This is a genomic window from Ulvibacterium marinum, from assembly GCF_003626755.1.
In the GTDB taxonomy this organism is placed as follows: Bacteria; Bacteroidota; Bacteroidia; order Flavobacteriales; family Flavobacteriaceae; genus Ulvibacterium; species Ulvibacterium marinum.
Map to the genome: position 1 here is coordinate 173,963 of NZ_RBCJ01000003.1, position 18,575 is coordinate 192,537.

At 41.8% G+C, this 18,575-nt stretch carries 18 protein-coding genes; 11 read left to right on the forward strand and 7 right to left on the reverse strand.

The features are described 5' to 3' along the window. The first annotated feature begins 14 nt into the window (after positions 1 to 14). Together D7Z94_RS13760 and D7Z94_RS13765 are read left to right on the forward strand one after the other, a co-directional pair. Positions 15 to 719: a Crp/Fnr family transcriptional regulator gene (locus D7Z94_RS13760; RefSeq protein WP_120712190.1), complete on the forward strand. Its 705-nt coding sequence runs from the start codon at positions 15 to 17 to the stop codon at positions 717 to 719. Positions 720 to 790: 71 nt separating this feature from the next. Beyond that, entirely contained in the window at positions 791 to 1,693 is a 903-nt protein-coding gene (locus D7Z94_RS13765; protein ID WP_120712191.1) for a universal stress protein, read from the forward strand. 83 nt (positions 1,694 to 1,776) lie between these two features. Here the strand turns inward: D7Z94_RS13765 and D7Z94_RS13770 are convergent, their stop codons facing one another. Then, on the reverse strand, positions 1,777 to 2,004 hold the full coding sequence (locus tag D7Z94_RS13770) for a hypothetical protein (protein ID WP_120712192.1): 228 nt from the start codon (positions 2,002 to 2,004) through the stop codon (positions 1,777 to 1,779). 91 nt (positions 2,005 to 2,095) lie between these two features. Between D7Z94_RS13770 and D7Z94_RS13775 the strand changes: the two genes are divergently transcribed. Both D7Z94_RS13775 and D7Z94_RS13780 read left to right on the forward strand, forming a co-directional pair. Beyond that, entirely contained in the window at positions 2,096 to 3,373 is a 1,278-nt protein-coding gene (locus D7Z94_RS13775; protein WP_120712193.1) for an NAD(P)/FAD-dependent oxidoreductase, read from the forward strand. A 364-nt stretch (positions 3,374 to 3,737) separates the two neighbouring features. Further along, on the forward strand, positions 3,738 to 4,895 hold the full coding sequence (locus D7Z94_RS13780) for a homogentisate 1,2-dioxygenase (protein ID WP_120712194.1): 1,158 nt from the start codon (positions 3,738 to 3,740) through the stop codon (positions 4,893 to 4,895). Here the strand turns inward: D7Z94_RS13780 and hutG are convergent, their stop codons facing one another. From hutG to hutH, 4 genes are all read right to left on the reverse strand, one after another. Beyond that, positions 4,896 to 5,855 (reverse strand): formimidoylglutamase, encoded by a 960-nt coding sequence (gene hutG / locus D7Z94_RS13785; RefSeq protein WP_120712195.1) that lies wholly within the window; start codon positions 5,853 to 5,855, stop codon positions 4,896 to 4,898. It lies immediately after the preceding gene. 2 nt (positions 5,856 to 5,857) lie between these two features. Beyond that, positions 5,858 to 7,861 (reverse strand): urocanate hydratase, encoded by a 2,004-nt coding sequence (locus D7Z94_RS13790; RefSeq protein WP_120712196.1) that lies wholly within the window; start codon positions 7,859 to 7,861, stop codon positions 5,858 to 5,860. Positions 7,862 to 7,978: 117 nt separating this feature from the next. Next, a complete protein-coding gene (hutI, locus tag D7Z94_RS13795; protein ID WP_120712197.1) occupies positions 7,979 to 9,238 on the reverse strand; it encodes an imidazolonepropionase in 1,260 nt (419 codons plus the stop codon). Position 9,239: 1 nt separating this feature from the next. Then, complete coding sequence (gene hutH / locus D7Z94_RS13800) at positions 9,240 to 10,820, reverse strand: histidine ammonia-lyase (protein ID WP_120712198.1); 1,581 nt, start codon at positions 10,818 to 10,820, stop codon at positions 9,240 to 9,242. Between the two features lie 63 nt (positions 10,821 to 10,883). On the opposite strand from hutH, the gene D7Z94_RS13805 reads away from it, so the two are divergent. Beyond that, positions 10,884 to 11,438: a nitroreductase family protein gene (locus D7Z94_RS13805; protein ID WP_120712199.1), complete on the forward strand. Its 555-nt coding sequence runs from the start codon at positions 10,884 to 10,886 to the stop codon at positions 11,436 to 11,438. 18 nt (positions 11,439 to 11,456) lie between these two features. On the opposite strand, the gene D7Z94_RS13810 is transcribed toward D7Z94_RS13805, so the two are convergent. Both D7Z94_RS13810 and D7Z94_RS13815 read right to left on the reverse strand, forming a co-directional pair. Next, positions 11,457 to 12,776 (reverse strand): serine hydrolase, encoded by a 1,320-nt coding sequence (locus tag D7Z94_RS13810; RefSeq protein WP_120712200.1) that lies wholly within the window; start codon positions 12,774 to 12,776, stop codon positions 11,457 to 11,459. Positions 12,777 to 12,793: 17 nt separating this feature from the next. Continuing rightward, complete coding sequence (locus D7Z94_RS13815; RefSeq protein WP_120713131.1) at positions 12,794 to 13,309, reverse strand: DUF456 domain-containing protein; 516 nt, start codon at positions 13,307 to 13,309, stop codon at positions 12,794 to 12,796. Between the two features lie 151 nt (positions 13,310 to 13,460). On the opposite strand from D7Z94_RS13815, the gene D7Z94_RS13820 reads away from it, so the two are divergent. The 6 genes from D7Z94_RS13820 (at position 13,461) to D7Z94_RS13845 (ending at position 18,514) form a co-directional block, all read left to right on the forward strand. After that, positions 13,461 to 13,823, forward strand: a complete 363-nt coding sequence (locus D7Z94_RS13820; RefSeq protein ID WP_120712201.1) for a BlaI/MecI/CopY family transcriptional regulator — start codon at positions 13,461 to 13,463, stop codon at positions 13,821 to 13,823. Next, positions 13,820 to 15,793 carry a M56 family metallopeptidase gene (locus tag D7Z94_RS13825; protein WP_245967205.1) on the forward strand — a complete coding sequence of 658 codons (1,974 nt, stop codon included), beginning with the start codon at positions 13,820 to 13,822 and terminating at the stop codon, positions 15,791 to 15,793. Before D7Z94_RS13820 ends, D7Z94_RS13825 begins: the two co-directional genes overlap by 4 nt. Before the next feature lie 6 nt (positions 15,794 to 15,799). Then, complete coding sequence (locus D7Z94_RS13830; protein WP_120712202.1) at positions 15,800 to 16,936, forward strand: tetratricopeptide repeat protein; 1,137 nt, start codon at positions 15,800 to 15,802, stop codon at positions 16,934 to 16,936. A gap of 42 nt (positions 16,937 to 16,978) precedes the next feature. After that, positions 16,979 to 17,455 (forward strand): energy transducer TonB, encoded by a 477-nt coding sequence (locus D7Z94_RS13835; RefSeq protein WP_245967206.1) that lies wholly within the window; start codon positions 16,979 to 16,981, stop codon positions 17,453 to 17,455. A 102-nt stretch (positions 17,456 to 17,557) separates the two neighbouring features. Next, on the forward strand, positions 17,558 to 18,112 hold the full coding sequence (gene ruvC / locus D7Z94_RS13840) for a crossover junction endodeoxyribonuclease RuvC (protein WP_120712204.1): 555 nt from the start codon (positions 17,558 to 17,560) through the stop codon (positions 18,110 to 18,112). A gap of 36 nt (positions 18,113 to 18,148) precedes the next feature. Next, positions 18,149 to 18,514, forward strand: a complete 366-nt coding sequence (locus D7Z94_RS13845) for a four helix bundle protein (RefSeq protein ID WP_120712205.1) — start codon at positions 18,149 to 18,151, stop codon at positions 18,512 to 18,514. The last annotated feature ends 61 nt before the right edge of the window (positions 18,515 to 18,575 follow it).

An 18,575-nucleotide genomic window follows, 5' to 3' on the forward strand; every position in this document is an offset into this window, starting at 1 on the left:
AATAACAATGAGGTATGGATAAGGAGGAGCAGGAAAGTAGATGTGAGCAGTGTATCATACGCCAATTTAATGCATTGCGCGCCATGAGCAAAGAGGAGCTTAAAAAGGTATCCGACTCCAAGATGGTTAGAAAAATAAAAAAGGGGGAGTCCATTTTTGAGGAAGGAGAAAAACTCAATGGTGTTTTTTGTGTTCGTAACGGGGTTTCAAAGCTCTCCAAGTTGAGTGCCAACGGTAAAGATCAAATCGTAAAATTGGCCACTAAAGGAGAAGTTATGGGACAACGTTCCGTAATTGCCGAGGAACATTCCAATTTAAGTGCTGTGGCCGTAAATGATATGGAAGTGTGCTATATTCCAAAGGAAAGTATTGTCCATACCTTAAAATCCAATCCCGACTTTACCGTAGAAGTACTCCGACATATGGCCCACGACTTAAGGGAGGCCGATGATGTTATTGTAAATATGAGCCAAAAAACGGTAAAACAACGGGTTGCAGAGGCTTTTCTATACCTGAAAAATAATTTCGGAGAGGATAAAGAAGGTTTTTTAATGCTAACCCTTTCCAGGGAGGATATTGCCAATGTAGTTGGCACCGCTACGGAAAGTTGCATCCGTATTATTTCCGAATTTAGAAAAAAAGGATTCTTAAAGACTTCTGGAAAAAGAATAGGTATTGCCGATGAACGAAAACTGCAGGACTTGGTAGAAGGATTTTAAAAGCTGACATATATCATAGTTTGAGCCTATGTACTAGATTAATTTTACCTTGTACTATTAGACTCCGATCTATGAAAAGCATATTATTACCTACCGATTTTTCCGATAATGCGTGGAATGCTACCCAATACGCCGTGGAGCTTTTTAAGGATGAAGAATGCGTTTTCCACCTACTCAATACATATACTCCCGCAATTGCCAATAGTAGATTTATGGCGGCCACCTTGGATGCCGGCAATTTGGAAAATGGGGCACGGGCCTTTTCTGAAAATGGGCTGAAGGAAGTAGTGAAACGCATACAGAAAAACTATAGGAATCCAAAACACCATTTTAAAACCCTGTCCTCATTCTGCTTGTTGACCGAGGAAATCAAGGAAGTTGTAGAAAAAGAAGAGATAGATCTGGTGGTTACCGGGACAAAAGGCGCTTCCGGGTTGGAGGAGGTATTTATGGGAAGCAATACGGTCCGAATAATAAAATCGGTTAAAAATTGCCCCGTCCTGGCCGTTCCACAACATTTTAGATATGTTGCTCCTTCAGAGGTTGCTTTCGCTACGGATTTTAATCGCTTTTATACGGAATCCGAGCTTATACCTTTGATTGAACTGGCGAATACCTTTAATGCCGTAATACGCATTGTATACGTTCAATATGAAATCAAGTCACTCACGGAGATTCAGCAGTTTAATCTATCCATGTTACGCAAATACCTTTCCGATGTAGAGCATTATGTGCATACGGTTTCCGAACTAAATTCTGTGTCCAAAACCTTGGAGATGTTTGTAAATGAGTTGGACATCCATCTATTGGCCATGCTTCACTATCAACATAGTTATATGGAACGTATGACCCGGGAACCTGTAGTAAAACGCATGGCCTTCCATACGCAAATACCTTTGTTGGTCATCCCAGAGTTGGGCATGAGCGCACCATATAGGCATAAAAGGGAACAAGAAATGTCCGTTTCCAAATAATTATTGGTCCCTTCAAAGTAGATTTTCTTTTTATATGGGTATTCACAGCGGCGTTCCTATGGAAAATTGCTGCGATATCATTTCTAATGAAGACGCTCACTTATGGGATAGTCCTCATAGAAATCCTCAAACGTTTTTTCCGTGTGATAATTTTCGGTCAATACTTTATAGACCATATAGACAATTAAAATTTGTCCTAAAACGGTCAAATAAAAGACCCAATTGAATGGGAAGTCCATGGCGACCATAATCGTTACCATAACTAGAAGCAGGGTAGTAATTCCTACCCAAAACATGGAAGTACTTTGCATAGCGATTTTTATTTCTAAAGTAACACAAATCTTTATTTGGCACTGTTAAGATAACGGTAAAAGAATACGTAATTTTGTACAAAATCGTTGCATGAACCTACCCAAGACGGACCAAAAGAGAGTGGTCATTATAGGTGGTGGATTTGCTGGAATATCGTTGGCAAAAAAGCTTAAAAATTTGGATGTGCAAGTGGTCATGATAGACAAGCACAACTACCACACTTTTCAACCCTTACTTTATCAAGTATCCACTAGCGGTTTGGAGCCGGATTCCATTGCTTATCCAATTCGTAAAGTACTAAAACGTCTTAAAAACTTTCATTTTCGATGGGCAACGGTAGAGCATATAGAGCCGGAGAATAATCGAGTAATCACCAATATTGGTGAGCTTTCTTATGACTATCTGATCGTTGCTACTGGGACCAAGACCAACTTTTTTGGCAATGCAACCATTGCGGAACATGCCATGCCCATGAAAAATGTACCACAGGCTCTTAACATACGGAGTTTGATGCTGCAAAATTTTGAAAAGGCGGATGATTGTGATGACTTGGAAGAACGAAAGGCCTTGCTCAACTTTTGTATCGTGGGCGCAGGCCCAACGGGAGTTGAACTCGCCGGCGCGTTCGCAGAATTGAAACGCCATGTATTTCCTAGGGATTACAGACATCTAAATATAGATGAAATGGAGATACATCTCTTTGAAGGTGCCGATAGGATTTTGCCTCCTATGAGTGAACAAGCCTCCAAAAAAGCAACCAAATTTTTGGAGGAATTAGGGGTAAAAATTCTTCTAAACACTTTGGTACAGGATTTTAACGGGGGGATACTCACTATGAACAGCGGAGAGCAAATGCGCACCAAAAATTTTATTTGGACGGCAGGTGTAACAGGCGCTGCAATTGAAGGTATAGATTCCTCTTCCGTAATGGAACGGCTTAATCGATTTAAAGTAAATCGATTTAATCAGGTAGAGAATTACAAGAACATATTTGCCATAGGCGATGTGGCCTATATGGAAACGGAACACTATCCAAAGGGGCATCCCCAAGTGGCCCAACCGGCCATACAACAAGGGGAGCTTTTGGCAAAAAACTTAAAACTGCTCTTGGAGGAGAAACCTATGGAACCTTTTACCTATAACGATAAGGGAACCATGGCCACTGTCGGTAGGAACAAAGCCGTTGTGGATTTGCACAGATTAAAGTTTGGTGGATTCTTCGCCTGGTTTATTTGGATGTTCGTGCATTTGATGGCCCTGGTAGGTTTCCGAAATAGGGTCATCGTATTTTTTAACTGGGCGTACAACTATATCAATTATGACAAGGCGGCTAGGCTTATCGTTAGGCCCTTTAGGCCCAAAACATAAAAGACGGCCGGTTTAGTCATTTTGTTGAAAACCTTTGTTATATTTGCAACGTTGTGTTGTGACCCATGACCGTTAAGGTCAGGGCCAATGAAAGGCTTTCCATAATGGGAGGCTTTTTTTGTGGATGATATTCCACCTTTGGAATTCGGATTAAATTAAATTTCTCCCAAAAATCACTTTTAGACCTACATTATCAATCTTTCGGAAATTCGATGGATAACCATACAAAATCCCAACTTTCGCGACACTTGTACTAGATATAATCAACTGATTGTCAAATGTTTTGATAATATTACAATTCTCTAAATCTATAAAATATCTGTTTAATTTATTGTATTTTTAAAAGAGTCAAAAATTCGCTGTTATGCCATTGTATCACAAATTGGGCAAGATACCCCGGAAACGACATACTATTTTCAAAAAGGACGATGGAACCTTACATTATGAGCAGTTGTTCGGTACCATTGGCTTTGATGGAATGTCTTCTTTATTATACCATTTGCATAGGCCTACACAGGTCAAGGCCGTTCAAACAGTCGTAGATGTTGCTCCCAAAGCCGCAGTGGAATATAATATAGCTTCTCGATTATTAAAGGGTTTTGAAATACAACCCGAAGAGGATTACCTGAAAAGCCGAAAAACGGTTTTGTTCAATTCGGATGTACATGTGGCTTTGGCCGCGCCTAAAAGCTCGGTCACCGATTATTTTTATAAAAATGCGGATGCAGATGAACTCCTTTTCATCCACAAGGGAACAGGTACCTTAAAGACCTTGTTAGGAGAAATCTCTTTTGAATATGGGGATTACCTTTTAATTCCTCGGGGGATGATTTACCAAATTGAGTTTGATAGCGCAGACAACCGACTGCTCGTTACGGAAAGTTACCACCCCATTTATACGCCGAAACGTTACCGCAATTGGTTTGGGCAACATTTGGAACATTCTCCCTTTTGCGAACGGGATTTCAAGCTACCTCAAAATTTACATACCAATGACGAAAAAGGCGAGTTTTTACTCAAGATAAAAAAGCAGGGACAATTGCACCATGTGGTTTATGCAACGCATCCTTTCGACGTAGTGGGCTGGGACGGCTATAATTATCCCTATGGATTTTCCATTCATAATTTTGAACCGATTACGGGACGGGTACACCAACCGCCACCAGTGCACCAGACTTTTGAGACCTCGGCATTTGTGGTCTGTTCATTTGTACCGCGATTGTACGACTATCATCCGCAGGCCATTCCCGCTCCTTACAACCATTCGAATATTGATTCCGATGAAGTCTTGTATTATGTAGATGGGGATTTCATGAGCCGTAAGAATATTGATAAGGGATACATCTCCCTACATCCTGCAGGTATTCCCCATGGGCCGCATCCGGGCACCTATGAAGCCAGTATTGGGAAAGCCAAGACGGAAGAATTGGCCGTGATGATCGATACTTTTAAACCATTACAACTTACACAGGCGGCCTTGGATATTGATGACGGAAAGTATTATAAGAGTTGGTTGGAATAGCTAGCCAATTTGCTGAGTTATATAATGGATCAACGAAGCCGCCAATTTTGCGGTACGGTTATCAATATCATATTTAGGATTCATTTCAGCAATATCCATACTTATTAATTTTTGTGAAGGCAGAATAACTTTTAAGCACTCCAAAACAATGTCCGGTGAAAACCCCATAGGGGAGGAGGCACTAACTCCTGGAGCATAGGCTGATGAAAATCCGTCTAGGTCAATAGTCATGTATAAGGCATCTACTTTGGCAATAAATGTGTGAAGTTCCTGTTTAACGGCCTTCCAATATCGAAGATGAAAGCGTTCGTTTTCAAGATAGCTTACATCAAGTTTGTTAGCTGTTTGAAATAAAACCTTGTCATTGGCATCCTTTCGGATTCCAAGACATAAATAGTTAAAGCCAGCTCCATTGGCTTTGCATTCTTGGGCGATTTGGTAAAAAGGCGTTCCTGAGTTGTTGGCGTTGGCGTTGTTTCTTAGGTCAAAATGCGCATCAAAATTGATAATACCTATGGACCTGCTTCCGTTCAAAAACTTTTTGATGCCTTGGAAATGTCCATAGGCCATATCATGACCTCCGCCCAATACCATTGGGAATAGACTTTTCTTCAAAAGTTGGGCTAGTTTTTCCGAAAGTGCATTTTGGGTTTCTTCCATGTCTCCCTCCGCACATTGAATGGAACCCATATCAAACAACTTTGTATTCAGATTCAGATGATTGGGCATTTTCCCCAATTGGCTCCGAATGGCATCCGGGCCTTCTACCGCCCCGATCCTTCCTTGGTTTCGCCTTACCCCTTCATCGCAGGCGTAACCCAAGATTGCGATTGTTTTTGAAGTAGCGTCTGGAACGATTGAATCCAGATCAGTATATTTTACGATTTCATGTAGATACAGGTTTTTGCCGGATTTTCTTCCTGTCCAAATTTCGGGATTCGTTGGATTGTAAATAGGCATAGTTAATCGAACAATTTTTCAAGTATTCCGTCTTCCACCAAATGGGATATCGTAACCTTTAATTCCGGAGTTCGTTCCATTTCACGTTGAATGGCAAAAAGCGCTTCCTTGTTCCGTGCCCAACTTCGCCGGGCGATACCGTTGTTTACATCATAAAACAACATATTCCGTACATTTTTTGAGGCTTCCTCGGAACCATCGAGCAACAGACCAAATCCCCCATTGATGACTTCGCCCCATCCAACACCCCCACCATTGTGGATGGAGACCCAGGTCGCTCCCCGAAAGCTGTCACCGATAACATTATGTATGGCCATATCCGAAGTAAATTGGCTTCCGTCATAGATGTTACTGGTTTCCCGGAATGGGGAATCCGTTCCGCTAACATCATGATGATCCCTTCCCAAAACAATAGGAGCCGAAATCGCCCCGTTTTTTATGGCACTATTAAAAGCTTCGGCTATTTTGACCCTGCCTTCTGCATCGGCATATAGAATCCGAGCTTGGGAACCCACGACCAATCGGTTCTGATTTGCCTCGGAAATCCACTTGATGTTGTCCTGCATTTGCTGTTGGATTTCCTCCGGGGCATTTGATTTGATTTTCTGCATTTCCTCCAAGGCCAAGGCATCGGTTTTTTGAAGGTCAGCGGGATTACCGGAAGTACAAACCCATCGGAATGGCCCAAAACCATAATCGAAACACATAGGCCCTAAAATGTCCTGAACGTAGCTGGGGTATTTGAAATCAATCTTGTTATCCGCCATTACTTTGGCCCCCGCACGGGAAGCCTCCAGCAAAAAAGCATTGCCATAATCAAAGAAATAGGTTCCTTTTTTGGCATGTTGGTTTATAGCATCTACCTGTCTTCGAAGCGATTCTTTAACTTTCTCCTTAAAGAGTCCTGGATTTTTGGTCATTAACTGGTTGGATTCCTCAAAACTATATCCAGCAGGATAATATCCCCCTGCCCATGGATTGTGCAAAGAAGTCTGGTCGGAACCCAAGTGAACAAAAATATTCTCCGCAAAGAAACGTTCCCATACATCTACAACGTTTCCAATATAGGCCAACGATACGGCTTCACTGCTCTTTTGGGCTTCCTTGGTACGTGATACTAGCTCATCAAGATTATCGATTAACACATCTACCCAGCCTTGGTCATATCTTTTTCTGGCCGCAGTGGGATTTACTTCCGCGCAGACAGTGATACATCCCGCTATATTTCCGGCCTTGGGCTGGGCACCGCTCATTCCGCCTAGTCCGGCGGTCAGGAACACTTTTCCGGCCGGGGTTTCATCCTTTTTTAGTACTTTCCGAAAGGCATTCATTACCGTAATGGCCGTGCCGTGTACAATCCCCTGCGGCCCGATATACATGTAGGAACCTGCGGTCATCTGCCCGTATTGGGTGACGCCTAGTGCATTGTATTTTTCCCAATCATCCGGTTTGGAGTAATTGGGAATCATCATCCCGTTGGTAATGACTACCCTAGGGGCCTCCTTTGCCGACGGAAAAAGTCCCATTGGGTGACCCGAGTACATATGCAGGGTTTGTTCCTCCGTCATCGTGGCCAAATAGTACATGGCTAAAAGATACTGTGCCCAGTTTTGGAAAACCGCGCCGTTGCCACCATAGGTTATCAATTCTTCGGGGTGTTGAGCAACTTTGGGATCCAGATTATTCTGGATCATCAACATGATGGCCGCCGCCTTTTTTGTTTTCGCCGGGTATGCATCAATCGGCCGGGCATACATTTCGTAGTCCGGCTTAAAACGATACATATAGATCCGGCCATAGGCCTTTAACTCTTCCGCGAATTCCTTTGAAAGCTCATAATGCCATGACTCCGGAAAGTAACGTAGGGCATTACGAATGGCCAATTTTTTTTCTTCCCGGGATAATAGGTCTTTTCGCCTGGGCGCATGATTTGCGTCTTTTGAGTAACTCCTTATGGGAGGAAGCTTAGTAGGAATACCCTGAAGTATCTGTTCTTTAAAAGTCATGTTCGTTTTATCCTGCAATTTATATTTTGCATTTTTTTCTATCCACTTCGCGTTTTTTACTTACCACTTACCACTTACCACTTACCACTTACCACTTACCACTTACCATTTCTTACTTCAACCCTTATGTCTATCAAAAATCAGTTCTCCATTTTTCCACACCATACACGGTTTTAAATTTCCCTGGTTATAGAGAATTTCGGAATAGTTGTTTGTATGGAAAACGGCAAGATCGGCCAAATAACCTTTGGCTAATTGGCCCCTATCCGATAGGTTGAGGGCCGCCGAGGCGCGAAAAGTTATGCCCGCGAGCACTTCCGTATTGGACAGTTTTTCAAAAGCTCCCAAAATGGTGGCTTGGGTCAATAAATCCCCCATTGGGGCCGACCCCGGGTTGTGGTCGCTAGCAATGGCCAGAGCCCCGCCAGCATCGAGAATCTTTCGGGCAGGTGCAAAATTACAGCCCAGTCCCAAGGAAGCTCCAGGTAATGCAGTGGCAATGACCTTACTTTTGGCCAATAGTTCAATTTCTTTTTGGGTGCTCGCCTCAAGGTGATCTGCACTGAGCGCATCAAACTGAATAGCAACTTCGCTACCACCTGTAGAGAATTGATCGGCATGGACGGTAACGTCAAACCCCATGTCTTTAGCTCTTTTAAAATAAGGTGCAATTTGCTTTGCCGAAAAGGCGCTTTCTTCAATGAAGGCATCAATCCGATGGGCTAAGCCCTCCTCTCTAAGTTTGGGAAAAAGTACAGTTCCAATCTCCGTTAAATAGTCATCCACACTTCCAGGATAATCCTTGGGCAGCATATGTGCTGCCAAGCAGGTAGGTATTAAATCTATGGGAAGGATTTCGTTGGCCTCCTTTATGGCATATAACATTTTGAGTTCCTCATCTACAGACAGCCCGTAACCACTTTTGACCTCCAATGTGGTCGTTCCATTTTTAAAGTGGCGCTTTGCGAGTTTAACCGTATGTTTAGCAAGTTTATCTTTTGTGGCTTTTCGGGTTTGGGTCACCGTATCCCAGATACCACCGCCGGCCTTGGCGATTTCTAGATACGTCTTTCCTGAATTTCGCAACGCATAGTCATTGGCCCGGGAACCTCCAAAGCATATATGCGTATGGGCATCTACCAAACCTGGCAAACAGACATGGTCGCCCTCCAAACGAATGATTTCGGTACCGGTTCCTTTGAAATCTGTCAGTAGCTCGGAAAATTTCCCTATGGAATCTATTTTGTCCTCTACAACCAGAATTCCCGCTTCGGATATAACCGCTAGTTCAGTATCTGGAATAGCACCCTTTAGGGGTAGGCCGGTCATGGGAATAACTTGTCTAAAGGGACCGATTAGTTTTTTAACACCTGTCATTTTAGTATTTTTCAAATTCCTCGGAATAAGGAGTCTCCAAGGAGATATTCTTCTTTTTCCGTGTTTCCTCGATAATCGAAATCAAGAACTTTGATCGTATTAATTCGATTCCTATTTCAATATCTTTCGCAAAAACCCTATCCTCCTCTGCAAAGGCTACTACTTTACGAACTTCCTTATGGATTTCATCCAACAAAATCCCCGATTTTAAAGGTTTTCGAAATTCGAATGCCTGTGCAGCGGTCAGTAATTCAATCGCCAAAATCTTTTCCACGTTTTCTATAACCTGCAGTGCTTTTCTTCCAGAGATAGATCCCATACTTACATGGTCTTCCTGTCCCAAGGATGTGGGAATACTATCGGCACTTGCAGGAAAACACAATCCCTTATTTTCACTGGCCAACGCTGCAGCCGTATATTGTAGAATCATGTAACCCGAATTGATACCGGTATCCTCCATTAATAATTTGGGAACCCCAGGGCTATTGCCTTCCAAGGCCAAATATATCCGTCTATCCGAGATGTTGCCTAGTTCCGAAGATGCCAAACAAACATAATCCAAAGCCATGGCCAAGGGCTGGCCATGAAAGTTGCCCCCGCTTATGGTGAGATCTTCTTCGAAAATGACCGGATTGTCCGTAACCGCATTCAATTCTGTCTCCAAAAGCTCCTTTAAATGCAACCATGCATTTCGTGAAGCACCATGTACCTGAGGAATACAGCGCAGCGAATAAGGGTCCTGCACCCGTTCACAATCGATATGGGCTTCCATGATTTCCGAACCCTTGAGCAATCGTTTTACCCTTTTGGCCACGTGTATATTTCCCTTGAAAGGACGGAGGACATGTAATTCGTTGTAAAAGGGCTTAATGGATCCCTGTAGGCCTTCTATCATCATGGCTCCTATGATATCCGCCTGGGCAAGGCATGCCTGCATTTTTTCGATTACTGCAACGGCATGGGCAGCTATGAATTGTGTTCCGTTTATTAATGCCAAGCCCTCTTTTGGGCCCAGTTCCAAGGCCTTCAACCCCTCTTTTTTAAAAAAAGTGGAAGTGTCCAAAACCTCTTCTTTATGGGCTACTTTTCCCAATCCAATAAGCGGAAGGAAAAGATGGGCCAAAGGAGCCAGATCACCGGATGCGCCTACAGAGCCTTGTGAGGGAACCATTGGAATTACATCATTTTCTAAATGCCAAAGAATTCGATCCATCGTTGTCTCTGCAATCCCGGAATACCCTTTGGCAAGTGAATGCAATTTTAAAACCAACATTAATTTGGCAATTTCTGTATCGATAGCTGGTCCAACTCCAACCGCATGACTTTTTAAGATATTGGATTGCAGTATTTTGGTTTCCTCCTTGGAGATACTGGTGGTACACAATGGCCCGAACCCCGTATTAATACCATATACCGGATGGCCCTGTTCCACAATGACATGTACCATTTTTTGGCTTGCTCTAAGCTTGGTTCGGGATTCCTCGGGAATTTCTCCAGTAATCTCACCTCTAACTAGGGCAAGGGCAATGCCAGCGGTAAGATGTTCTTGGCCAAAGAGGAATTTTTTTGATTTCGATACCATTCAGACTATATTTCAGGACCCTAAATGTATTCATTAAGTTTGATATTGTTAAATATATAACATATGATCTTCGATTTGATAAAAAAGAGACGTTCGGTATTTCCGGTTCAATATAATTCCAGCCCAATTGCCAAAGCTGATATCGAAAAAGTACTGGAGGTCGCCAACTGGGCCCCGACCCATAGAAAGACGGAGCCCTGGCGATTTAAGGTCTTACTTGGAGAAGCCAAGGAAAGGTTAGGACAGTTCCTCTCCAAAAAATATCAGGAGACTGAGACACGCCCCAAACAGATTAAAATCAAAAAGCTTTTGGAGAACCCTAGAAGGGCAGGGGCAATAATTGCTATCTGCATGCAACGGGACGCAAAGGAAAGTTTACCGGAATGGGAGGAAATAGCAGCTACGGCCATGGCCGTACAGAATATGTGGTTATGTTGTGTCGAAATGGGGATTGGTTGCTATTGGAGCTCCCCGGGACTAATACAATATATGGGAGACTTTTTGGATTTGAACGAAGGGGAAAAGTGTTTGGGCTTTTTTTATATGGGGCATTATGATGAAGAAATTCCCGAACAGTCCAGGACACCTGTAGCTGAAAAAACGGTTTGGCTCGAATAATAAATTCCAGATTTAGACCTATTCCATTGTATAGTTGAAAACGCTACCGGCTTGTTTTAAGACCATGGTCTTTTCATTGGGGGTAAATTCCAATCGTACTCCGGCCTGCGCAAACTCGAATACATCCTTTTCCACGGCTTCCATAGGAAAGGAAGGTTGTCCCGTAGCTTGGCCAAAAAGAGTATCCCCTTCCTTGGTTATTGTAATTTTTAACGGCATTTGTTCACTGGCATAGACCCCAAGATATTTATCCAAATCTTTTGAATGTACTTTGATGGTCTTAAAAGTGGGAATCTCAAAAGGATTTCCATAATACGCGCTCAATACGGCAATGATGATATTATTATTGGCATAGCGATTGCCATTGGAGGTCAGGGCTATCGAGACCTTATCCTCAGGCATATACCCCAGGACGGAGGTAAACCCATCTATTCCGCCATTGTGGCCATATCCACTTTTGTTGTAGAAGGGTACCGGAAAAATACCCATGCCATAACCATCAGAAATGGTTTTCATCTGGTAGAGGCTTTCCATGGAAATCAACGTCCCCGTAAAAAGGGCGTGTATGAAGGTGTTTAAATCGGTTGGTGTAGAAACCATAGCACCCGCCCCTAAGGGGATGGACATATGGGTCTCATCCTTTTTTTTCCAATCTTTTTCATAGGTGTAGGAATGGGCCTCATTATGGTCTAAATTAATGGGACCTCCTACATAGGTGTTTTTTAGGTCTAGGGGTCCGGTAACCTTTTCGGATATGAGTTCTGAATAGGTCTTTTTGAAGGCATCTTCTAGAATAAACGTCAACAGCACATAGTTGGAGTTACTATATTGAGCCTTACTATCAGGATCAAAGACACTTCCGCCATCTCGGATGATTTCAAGGAGCTCGGCCCTTGTTTTGGGTTCGGTATCCCAATCTTGGTAATCGGGACGGCTTGTAAAACTATGGATACCACTTCTGTGGTTTAACAGATTGGCAATGGAGATTTGATCGCTATTTTCGATTTCTGGGAAATAGGCATCGATGGTTTGGTCGAGTTTTAGTTTGCCGGTTTCTACAGCCTTAAAAATAAGTACCGAGGTAAACATTTTGGTTATGGACCCCACCCTGTATTTAGTGCCTACGGTAGGTTTTAGGCTGTTTTTTACATCCCTATGTCCAATCGCCTTGGCGTATATCGTTCGACCTTTATGGGAAAGGGCCAAACTTCCCATAAAACGGTCATTGATTTCCAAGGTGTTAAAAAGACTGTCCAGTTTAGCAGCATCGATCTGCTGTGAAACCCCGGACAGAGAGATAAGGCCGGTTAACAAAAAGGTCAGGAAGTTTTTTTGCATATCAGAGGTTTAAGAAACTATTCAAAAAAAGGAAATAGGGCCGCTTTATGTGCCCAGGCCACTGAAACAAACATTCCCAAAAATATCACTGTGACCAAAAATTTTAGGAAAGTGCCCGTCAAGAATCCTAGAAAGGAACCAAAAGCGGCCTTCATTGCCGTCTTTCTGTCCGCTTTGTTAACGATTTCACCCACAAGGGCACCCACAAACGGCCAAATAATAATTCCGAATATACCCAATATAGGGAATACCAAGGCTACCAACAATCCAATGGTAGTTCCTATCATTCCGGCCCTGCTTCCGCCAAATTTCCTGGTCCCCATTGCTGGGATTATGTAATCTAATGCAACGACAATAATTGCAACTCCGAGGGTGATGCCCAATAACCACCAATCTTGTGGAACGGCCTTCGTTAGATATAGCAATAATAGGCCTACCCAACTTATAGGAGGCCCAGGAAGTACGGGCAAAAAACTTCCCAGAATGCCAATGAGCATTAAAATAAATCCTAGGACCAGTAATACAATATCCATTTTTTCCTTTTCTGTTGGACTAAGATACACGCATTTTGTTACAGAAAATATACACGGCACTGTGATATCCATAAATTTTTTAACTAAATAATTAGTTTTAACTAAAGATTTAGTTATATTTGAATATTATTTGAACTAAAAACTTAGTTAAATGAAGCAATTGACCAAAGCGGAAGAAGAGGTAATGCAAATTCTCTGGAAGCTGGAAAAATGTAATGTGGCGGCCATTATAGATGAAGTCCCTGAACCCAAACCCGCCTATAATACGGTTTCTACCATTGTACGGATTTTGGAGAGTAAAGGATTTGTAGACCATGAGAAAGAGGGAAAAGGATACTTGTATTTTCCACTGATTAAGAAATCGGATTATAGCAATCAGTCCATAAACAAATTAGTGGACGGTTATTTTCAGGGATCTTTTAAGAGCATGGTGTCCTTCTTTATGAAAAAGAACGATATGAGTCTTTCAGAATTGGAATCCATTTTAAAAGAAATCAAAAAAGACGAAAAATGATACAGTATGTCCTAGAATGTATTGCCTTTCAGTTGGTGTTTTTGGCCATATATGATTTTTGGCTAAAACGTGAAACCTTTTTTCAATGGAACAGAGTCTATCTTATAGGCACGTATCTGCTTTCGATGATATTGCCCTGGGTGAAAATAGAAGCTTTTAGAACCGAAGTGCCTACAGCTTTTCAAGGATATCCGGAATTTCTTTGGAATTTGAACAATGCCACAATAACGGTCACAGGGGATAAAGGGTCTACCTTTGCCCTGTCTTGGGAGCTAGTCCTGTTGTTTAGCGGTATGATTTTGACCACCGTTTTTTTTGCGTACAAGCTATTCCAGATCCGCAAACTAAAACGGCTAGGGGAAGTACACTATTTCAATGAGTTTACCCGGGTAATCCTTCCCAACAGCACAGCTGCCTTTTCCTTTCTCAGAGCCATTTTTTTAGGCGATAAGGTAGTCGAAAGAGAACACGATACCATCATTAAGCATGAACTGGTCCATATTCGGCAAAGACACTCATACGACCTCATATTCTTTGAATTGATGCGCATCTTGGGTTGGTTTAATCCGTTGGTCTATGTTTATCAAAATCGGATTTCGGAATTGCATGAATTCATTGCGGATGCCCATACGGCCAAAACCCATAAAAAGGAGCAAGTCCAACTTTTGTTGTCCCAAGTGTTCCAGACACGGAATATCTCCTTCATCAATCAATTTTTTAAAAAATCATTAATTAAAAAACGGATAGTCATGTTACAAAAATCAAAATCAAGTACACTTTGGAAGTTAAAATATATGGCCTTGATACCTATGGTTATGGGTATGTTGTTGTATTCTTCCTGTGAGAACGAGGGTAATTCCCAGGATTCCATAGAAAATGAAAATGGGATTATTACGGTAGGAGACGTTGAAAATTTGACACAGGAGGAGGAGAATTATGTTTATGCACAGTTGAAATCACTCTCCGAAAAAGACGGAGACTGGGAACTACAAGTACGGGATACGGAAACTGTACTGGATTTTGTAAGCACGGACAAAGATGTATTTGTCACGGGACTTCATAATGAGCCCATTCGAGCACAGATGACCATTGACTTTAAGGATTCACAAAGGTTTTATAAAAATTTTATGGGATCGGTTGGAGAGGGTTCCAGTTGGAAGGAAACGTATAAAACAAACAATATGGTTCCTTTCGCCTTTGCAGGGGAATCACCAATTTTTCCGGGATGCGAGGACGATTCCGATCAGCGGGCCTGTTTCAACAAAATGATGCAAAAACACATCAGTAAGAATTTTCGATATCCTCAAGAAGCCCAACAGCTTGGAATCCAAGGGAGGGTCAATGTTATATTTACCATTGATGAGGCCGGGAACATTACTGATATTCGAAAACGTGGGCCCCACCAATTATTGGAGGATGAGGTTGTACGGATTATTGAAAAATTACCCCAAATGAAGCCTGGTAAGTATGAAGGTAAAGCGGTAAAAGTACCATTTTCCATTCCCATTACCTTTAGTTTAGGACAGGCTAGTTTTAGTCCCGCCTCCCAGGATCCGGATTATGTAAGACTACAGCAAGAACAGTTGAAGGAATTATCGGAAGAAATTCAATTACAATACCGGGATGCATTTCCATTCGCAATAGTGGAGAAAGCACCAATTTTTCCGGGTTGTGAAGATGCCTCTGACCCTAAAGCCTGTTTTCAGCAAAAAATCCAGAGGCATATAGCTAAACATTTTAGGTATCCGCAGGAAGCACAAAAGAAAGGAATACAGGGAAGGGTAAATATTATGTTTTTAATAGATGCCGAAGGGAATATTACGAATATTGCCAAAAGAGGTCCTGACAAGACATTGGAAGACGAGGCTGTACGGATTATTTCGCGATTGCCCAAGATGAAACCGGGAAGTCAAGATGGTAAAAATGTCAGTGTTCCATTTTCAATTCCTATCACCTTTAAACTAAAATAATACAAAGTGAGAATAATCTTCTTGGCTTTTTTGTTGTTTGTGGTCAAGGCCGGAGCCCAATCTTCGGCCTCGTCCATTGCTGATAGTTTGTTCGCCACAGGTCACTATACCAAGGCCATTAATTATTATGCACGAACCGCAAGTGCAAATTCTAGCCTGCAGATTGCTAGGGCCTATACGGCAATTGGCAATTTTGAAAAAGCGGTAGCGCAATATAAAAGTGTTGTAAAACTTCATCCGTCTTTACAGATTGCTTCCTTTGAATTGGGAAAGTTGCTAGTAAAGACCAAGGATTACGATGAAGCTAGAAAACTCTTTTCCAAGTTGGTGGGTATCGGAAAGGATAACCCGGAATATTATTATTATTTAGGGGAGGTCTATCGAGAGTTGGGACAACCTGCCAGTAGTATTGTAGCTTACAAAAAGGCCATCAATAGAGATAGCACACACTTACGAAGTTTGTTCCAGTTGGGTAAGTATTTCGTTATGAAACAGCTAAAAAATCAAGCGTTACCTTATATTGAAAAGGGATTGGAATTCTATCCTAATGATGTGGCCTTGATCAACTTAAAGGCATTGGCTTTTTTCAATAATGATGAATACGACAAAGCCATGCCCCTGTTTGAACGTTTGGTGGAGTTAGGCGAACGAAAAGAATACATTTACACTAAACTGGCTTATTGCCAATTTAAAAGTTGGGAGCTGGAAAAGGCCAAAAAGAGCTACAAAGTTTTGCTGGATATTGATGATGCCAATGCAGACGCCTATTTTCATCTCGGCCACGTATTTTGGAAAGACCAAAAACTAGATAGTGCCCGGTTCTATTTCAATAGATCCACAGAGGTGCAAAAACCTGTTTTATGGAGGGAGTATGAAAGCTTGGCCCGTTTGGCCAGGGTAGAGGAAAATTTGAAAGGAGCACTCAAATACTACCAAATGGCCCATACAGAAGACCCCTTAAACCCTATGACCTACTATAATGTTTGTACCTTGACCGACCAAATTTATGAAGACCCCAAAACCAGCTTGGAATACTATGAAACATACATGGAAAAATTTGGAACTATGCGACCCTATGTCACCGATTTTGTCACCAAACGAATCCGCCAATTAAAGGAGGAAATCCATTTTACCTCCGATTAGATTGTGTAAAAAATCGTAATTTCCACCCAAGAATTGGAGGGTATGCGACACTTTTGGATGCTGTTGGTTTTTTGTGGTCTGGCTTCCTGCAATCTGTGGGTCTCCAAAGACAAGAAGACCCAGGAAATGGTGGACCAGGAAATACAAGCCATTGATTGGAACAATGTGGACAACTACCCCTTATTTGAGAACTGTGACGAGACTGCATCCAAAATAGGGCAAAGGGAGTGTTTTGAACAGGAGCTCTTGTCCCATTTTTCGGCTACCCTAACAGAATTCGAATTTATATTAGGTTCAGAAATCGACTCTACCATTACTGTTGATTTTTTGGTGGATAAGGAAGGAAAAATAACCATCCTGGAGATTGTAAAGGATAATGAAATCGATGGACAAATGCCAGAATTTGAAGGTATTGTTCGTCAAAGCCTTAAGAACATGCCTCCTTTGGCTCCGGCCCTAAAGAGGGGTATTCCGGTCTCAGCAAAATTCCGGTTGCCCATACGCTTACGCAGTAATTAGATTTTATATTTGAGCCAAAAATCATGCAAAATATTCAATATCAATTTATTGGATGTAATTTAAACCATAAACCATAAACCATAAACCATAAACCATAAGACCTTGGCCCACGAAAAAATCATACTTGGCATTGACCCCGGAACGACTATCATGGGTTTTGGGATTATCAAAATTGTGGACAAAAAAATGCAGTTCATCCAGATGAATGAACTCCAGCTTAAAAAGTATACCGACCCCTATACCAAGCTCAAGCTTATTTTTGAACGAACCTTACAGTTGATAGATACCTATCATCCTGATGAGATTGCCATTGAGGCACCATTTTATAGCAAAAATGTACAAAGTATGCTAAAATTGGGTCGTGCTCAAGGTGTGGCCATGGCGGCCGGACTTTCACGACAAATACCTATCACGGAATACCTTCCCAAAAAAATAAAGATGTCCATAACCGGAAATGGAAATGCGAGCAAGGAACAGGTTGCTAAAATGCTACAAGGCACTTTGGGCCTTAAAACCCTCCCTAAAAACCTGGATAGCACAGATGGTCTTGCCGCCGCAGTCTGCCATTTTTATAACGAAGGCCGAATAGAAGTAGGCAAAAGTTACTCGGGTTGGGAAGCGTTTGTCAAAGCCAATGAAGGACGACTCAAAAAGTGAAAAGTATATAGTAATAAGTAAAAATAATACCTTCTTATGAAGTTTCAAGATTTACTAGCATATCAAAAATCTTTTGAGTTGGCAATGGAAATTTTTGAAGTTTCTAAAAAGTTTCCAAAAGAGGAGAAGTATTCTTTGACAGACCAAATAAGAAGGTCTTCCCGAAGTGTTTCTACGAATATTGCCGAATCTTATGCGAAACGTCGATACCCCAAACACTTCATATCTAAGCTTTCAGATAGTGATGGTGAGAATTTGGAAACTCAAGCATGGTTGGAGTTTTCGAGAGAATGCAAGTATATAGAACAGGAGAAGTTTGAATCGTTATTTGAAAAAACGGTTCAAATAGCAAAATTAATTTATTATATGATCAACAACCCAAGTAAGTTTGGCGCTAAATAGAACTTGTATTAGACGTAACTATGTAACTTATCCTTTTTTACTTATTACCTTTTACTATTTA

Coding starts and splice junctions, on each gene's coding strand:
- D7Z94_RS13775 (WP_120712193.1), top strand. CDS start 2,096: ATGAACCTACCCAAGACGGACCAAAAGAGAGTGGTCATTATAGGTGGT.
- hutI (WP_120712197.1), bottom strand. CDS start 9,238: ATGACAGGTGTTAAAAAACTAATCGGTCCCTTTAGACAAGTTATTCCC.
- D7Z94_RS13810 (WP_120712200.1), bottom strand. CDS start 12,776: ATGCAAAAAAACTTCCTGACCTTTTTGTTAACCGGCCTTATCTCTCTG.
- hutG (WP_120712195.1), bottom strand. CDS start 5,855: ATGCCTATTTACAATCCAACGAATCCCGAAATTTGGACAGGAAGAAAA.
- D7Z94_RS13790 (WP_120712196.1), bottom strand. CDS start 7,861: ATGACTTTTAAAGAACAGATACTTCAGGGTATTCCTACTAAGCTTCCT.
- D7Z94_RS13835 (WP_245967206.1), top strand. CDS start 16,979: ATGCGACACTTTTGGATGCTGTTGGTTTTTTGTGGTCTGGCTTCCTGC.
- D7Z94_RS13780 (WP_120712194.1), top strand. CDS start 3,738: ATGCCATTGTATCACAAATTGGGCAAGATACCCCGGAAACGACATACT.
- D7Z94_RS13815 (WP_120713131.1), bottom strand. CDS start 13,309: ATGGATATTGTATTACTGGTCCTAGGATTTATTTTAATGCTCATTGGC.
- hutH (WP_120712198.1), bottom strand. CDS start 10,820: ATGGTATCGAAATCAAAAAAATTCCTCTTTGGCCAAGAACATCTTACC.
- D7Z94_RS13825 (WP_245967205.1), top strand. CDS start 13,820: ATGATACAGTATGTCCTAGAATGTATTGCCTTTCAGTTGGTGTTTTTG.
- D7Z94_RS13845 (WP_120712205.1), top strand. CDS start 18,149: ATGAAGTTTCAAGATTTACTAGCATATCAAAAATCTTTTGAGTTGGCA.
- D7Z94_RS13770 (WP_120712192.1), bottom strand. CDS start 2,004: ATGCAAAGTACTTCCATGTTTTGGGTAGGAATTACTACCCTGCTTCTA.
- D7Z94_RS13820 (WP_120712201.1), top strand. CDS start 13,461: ATGAAGCAATTGACCAAAGCGGAAGAAGAGGTAATGCAAATTCTCTGG.
- D7Z94_RS13760 (WP_120712190.1), top strand. CDS start 15: ATGGATAAGGAGGAGCAGGAAAGTAGATGTGAGCAGTGTATCATACGC.
- D7Z94_RS13765 (WP_120712191.1), top strand. CDS start 791: ATGAAAAGCATATTATTACCTACCGATTTTTCCGATAATGCGTGGAAT.
- D7Z94_RS13805 (WP_120712199.1), top strand. CDS start 10,884: ATGATCTTCGATTTGATAAAAAAGAGACGTTCGGTATTTCCGGTTCAA.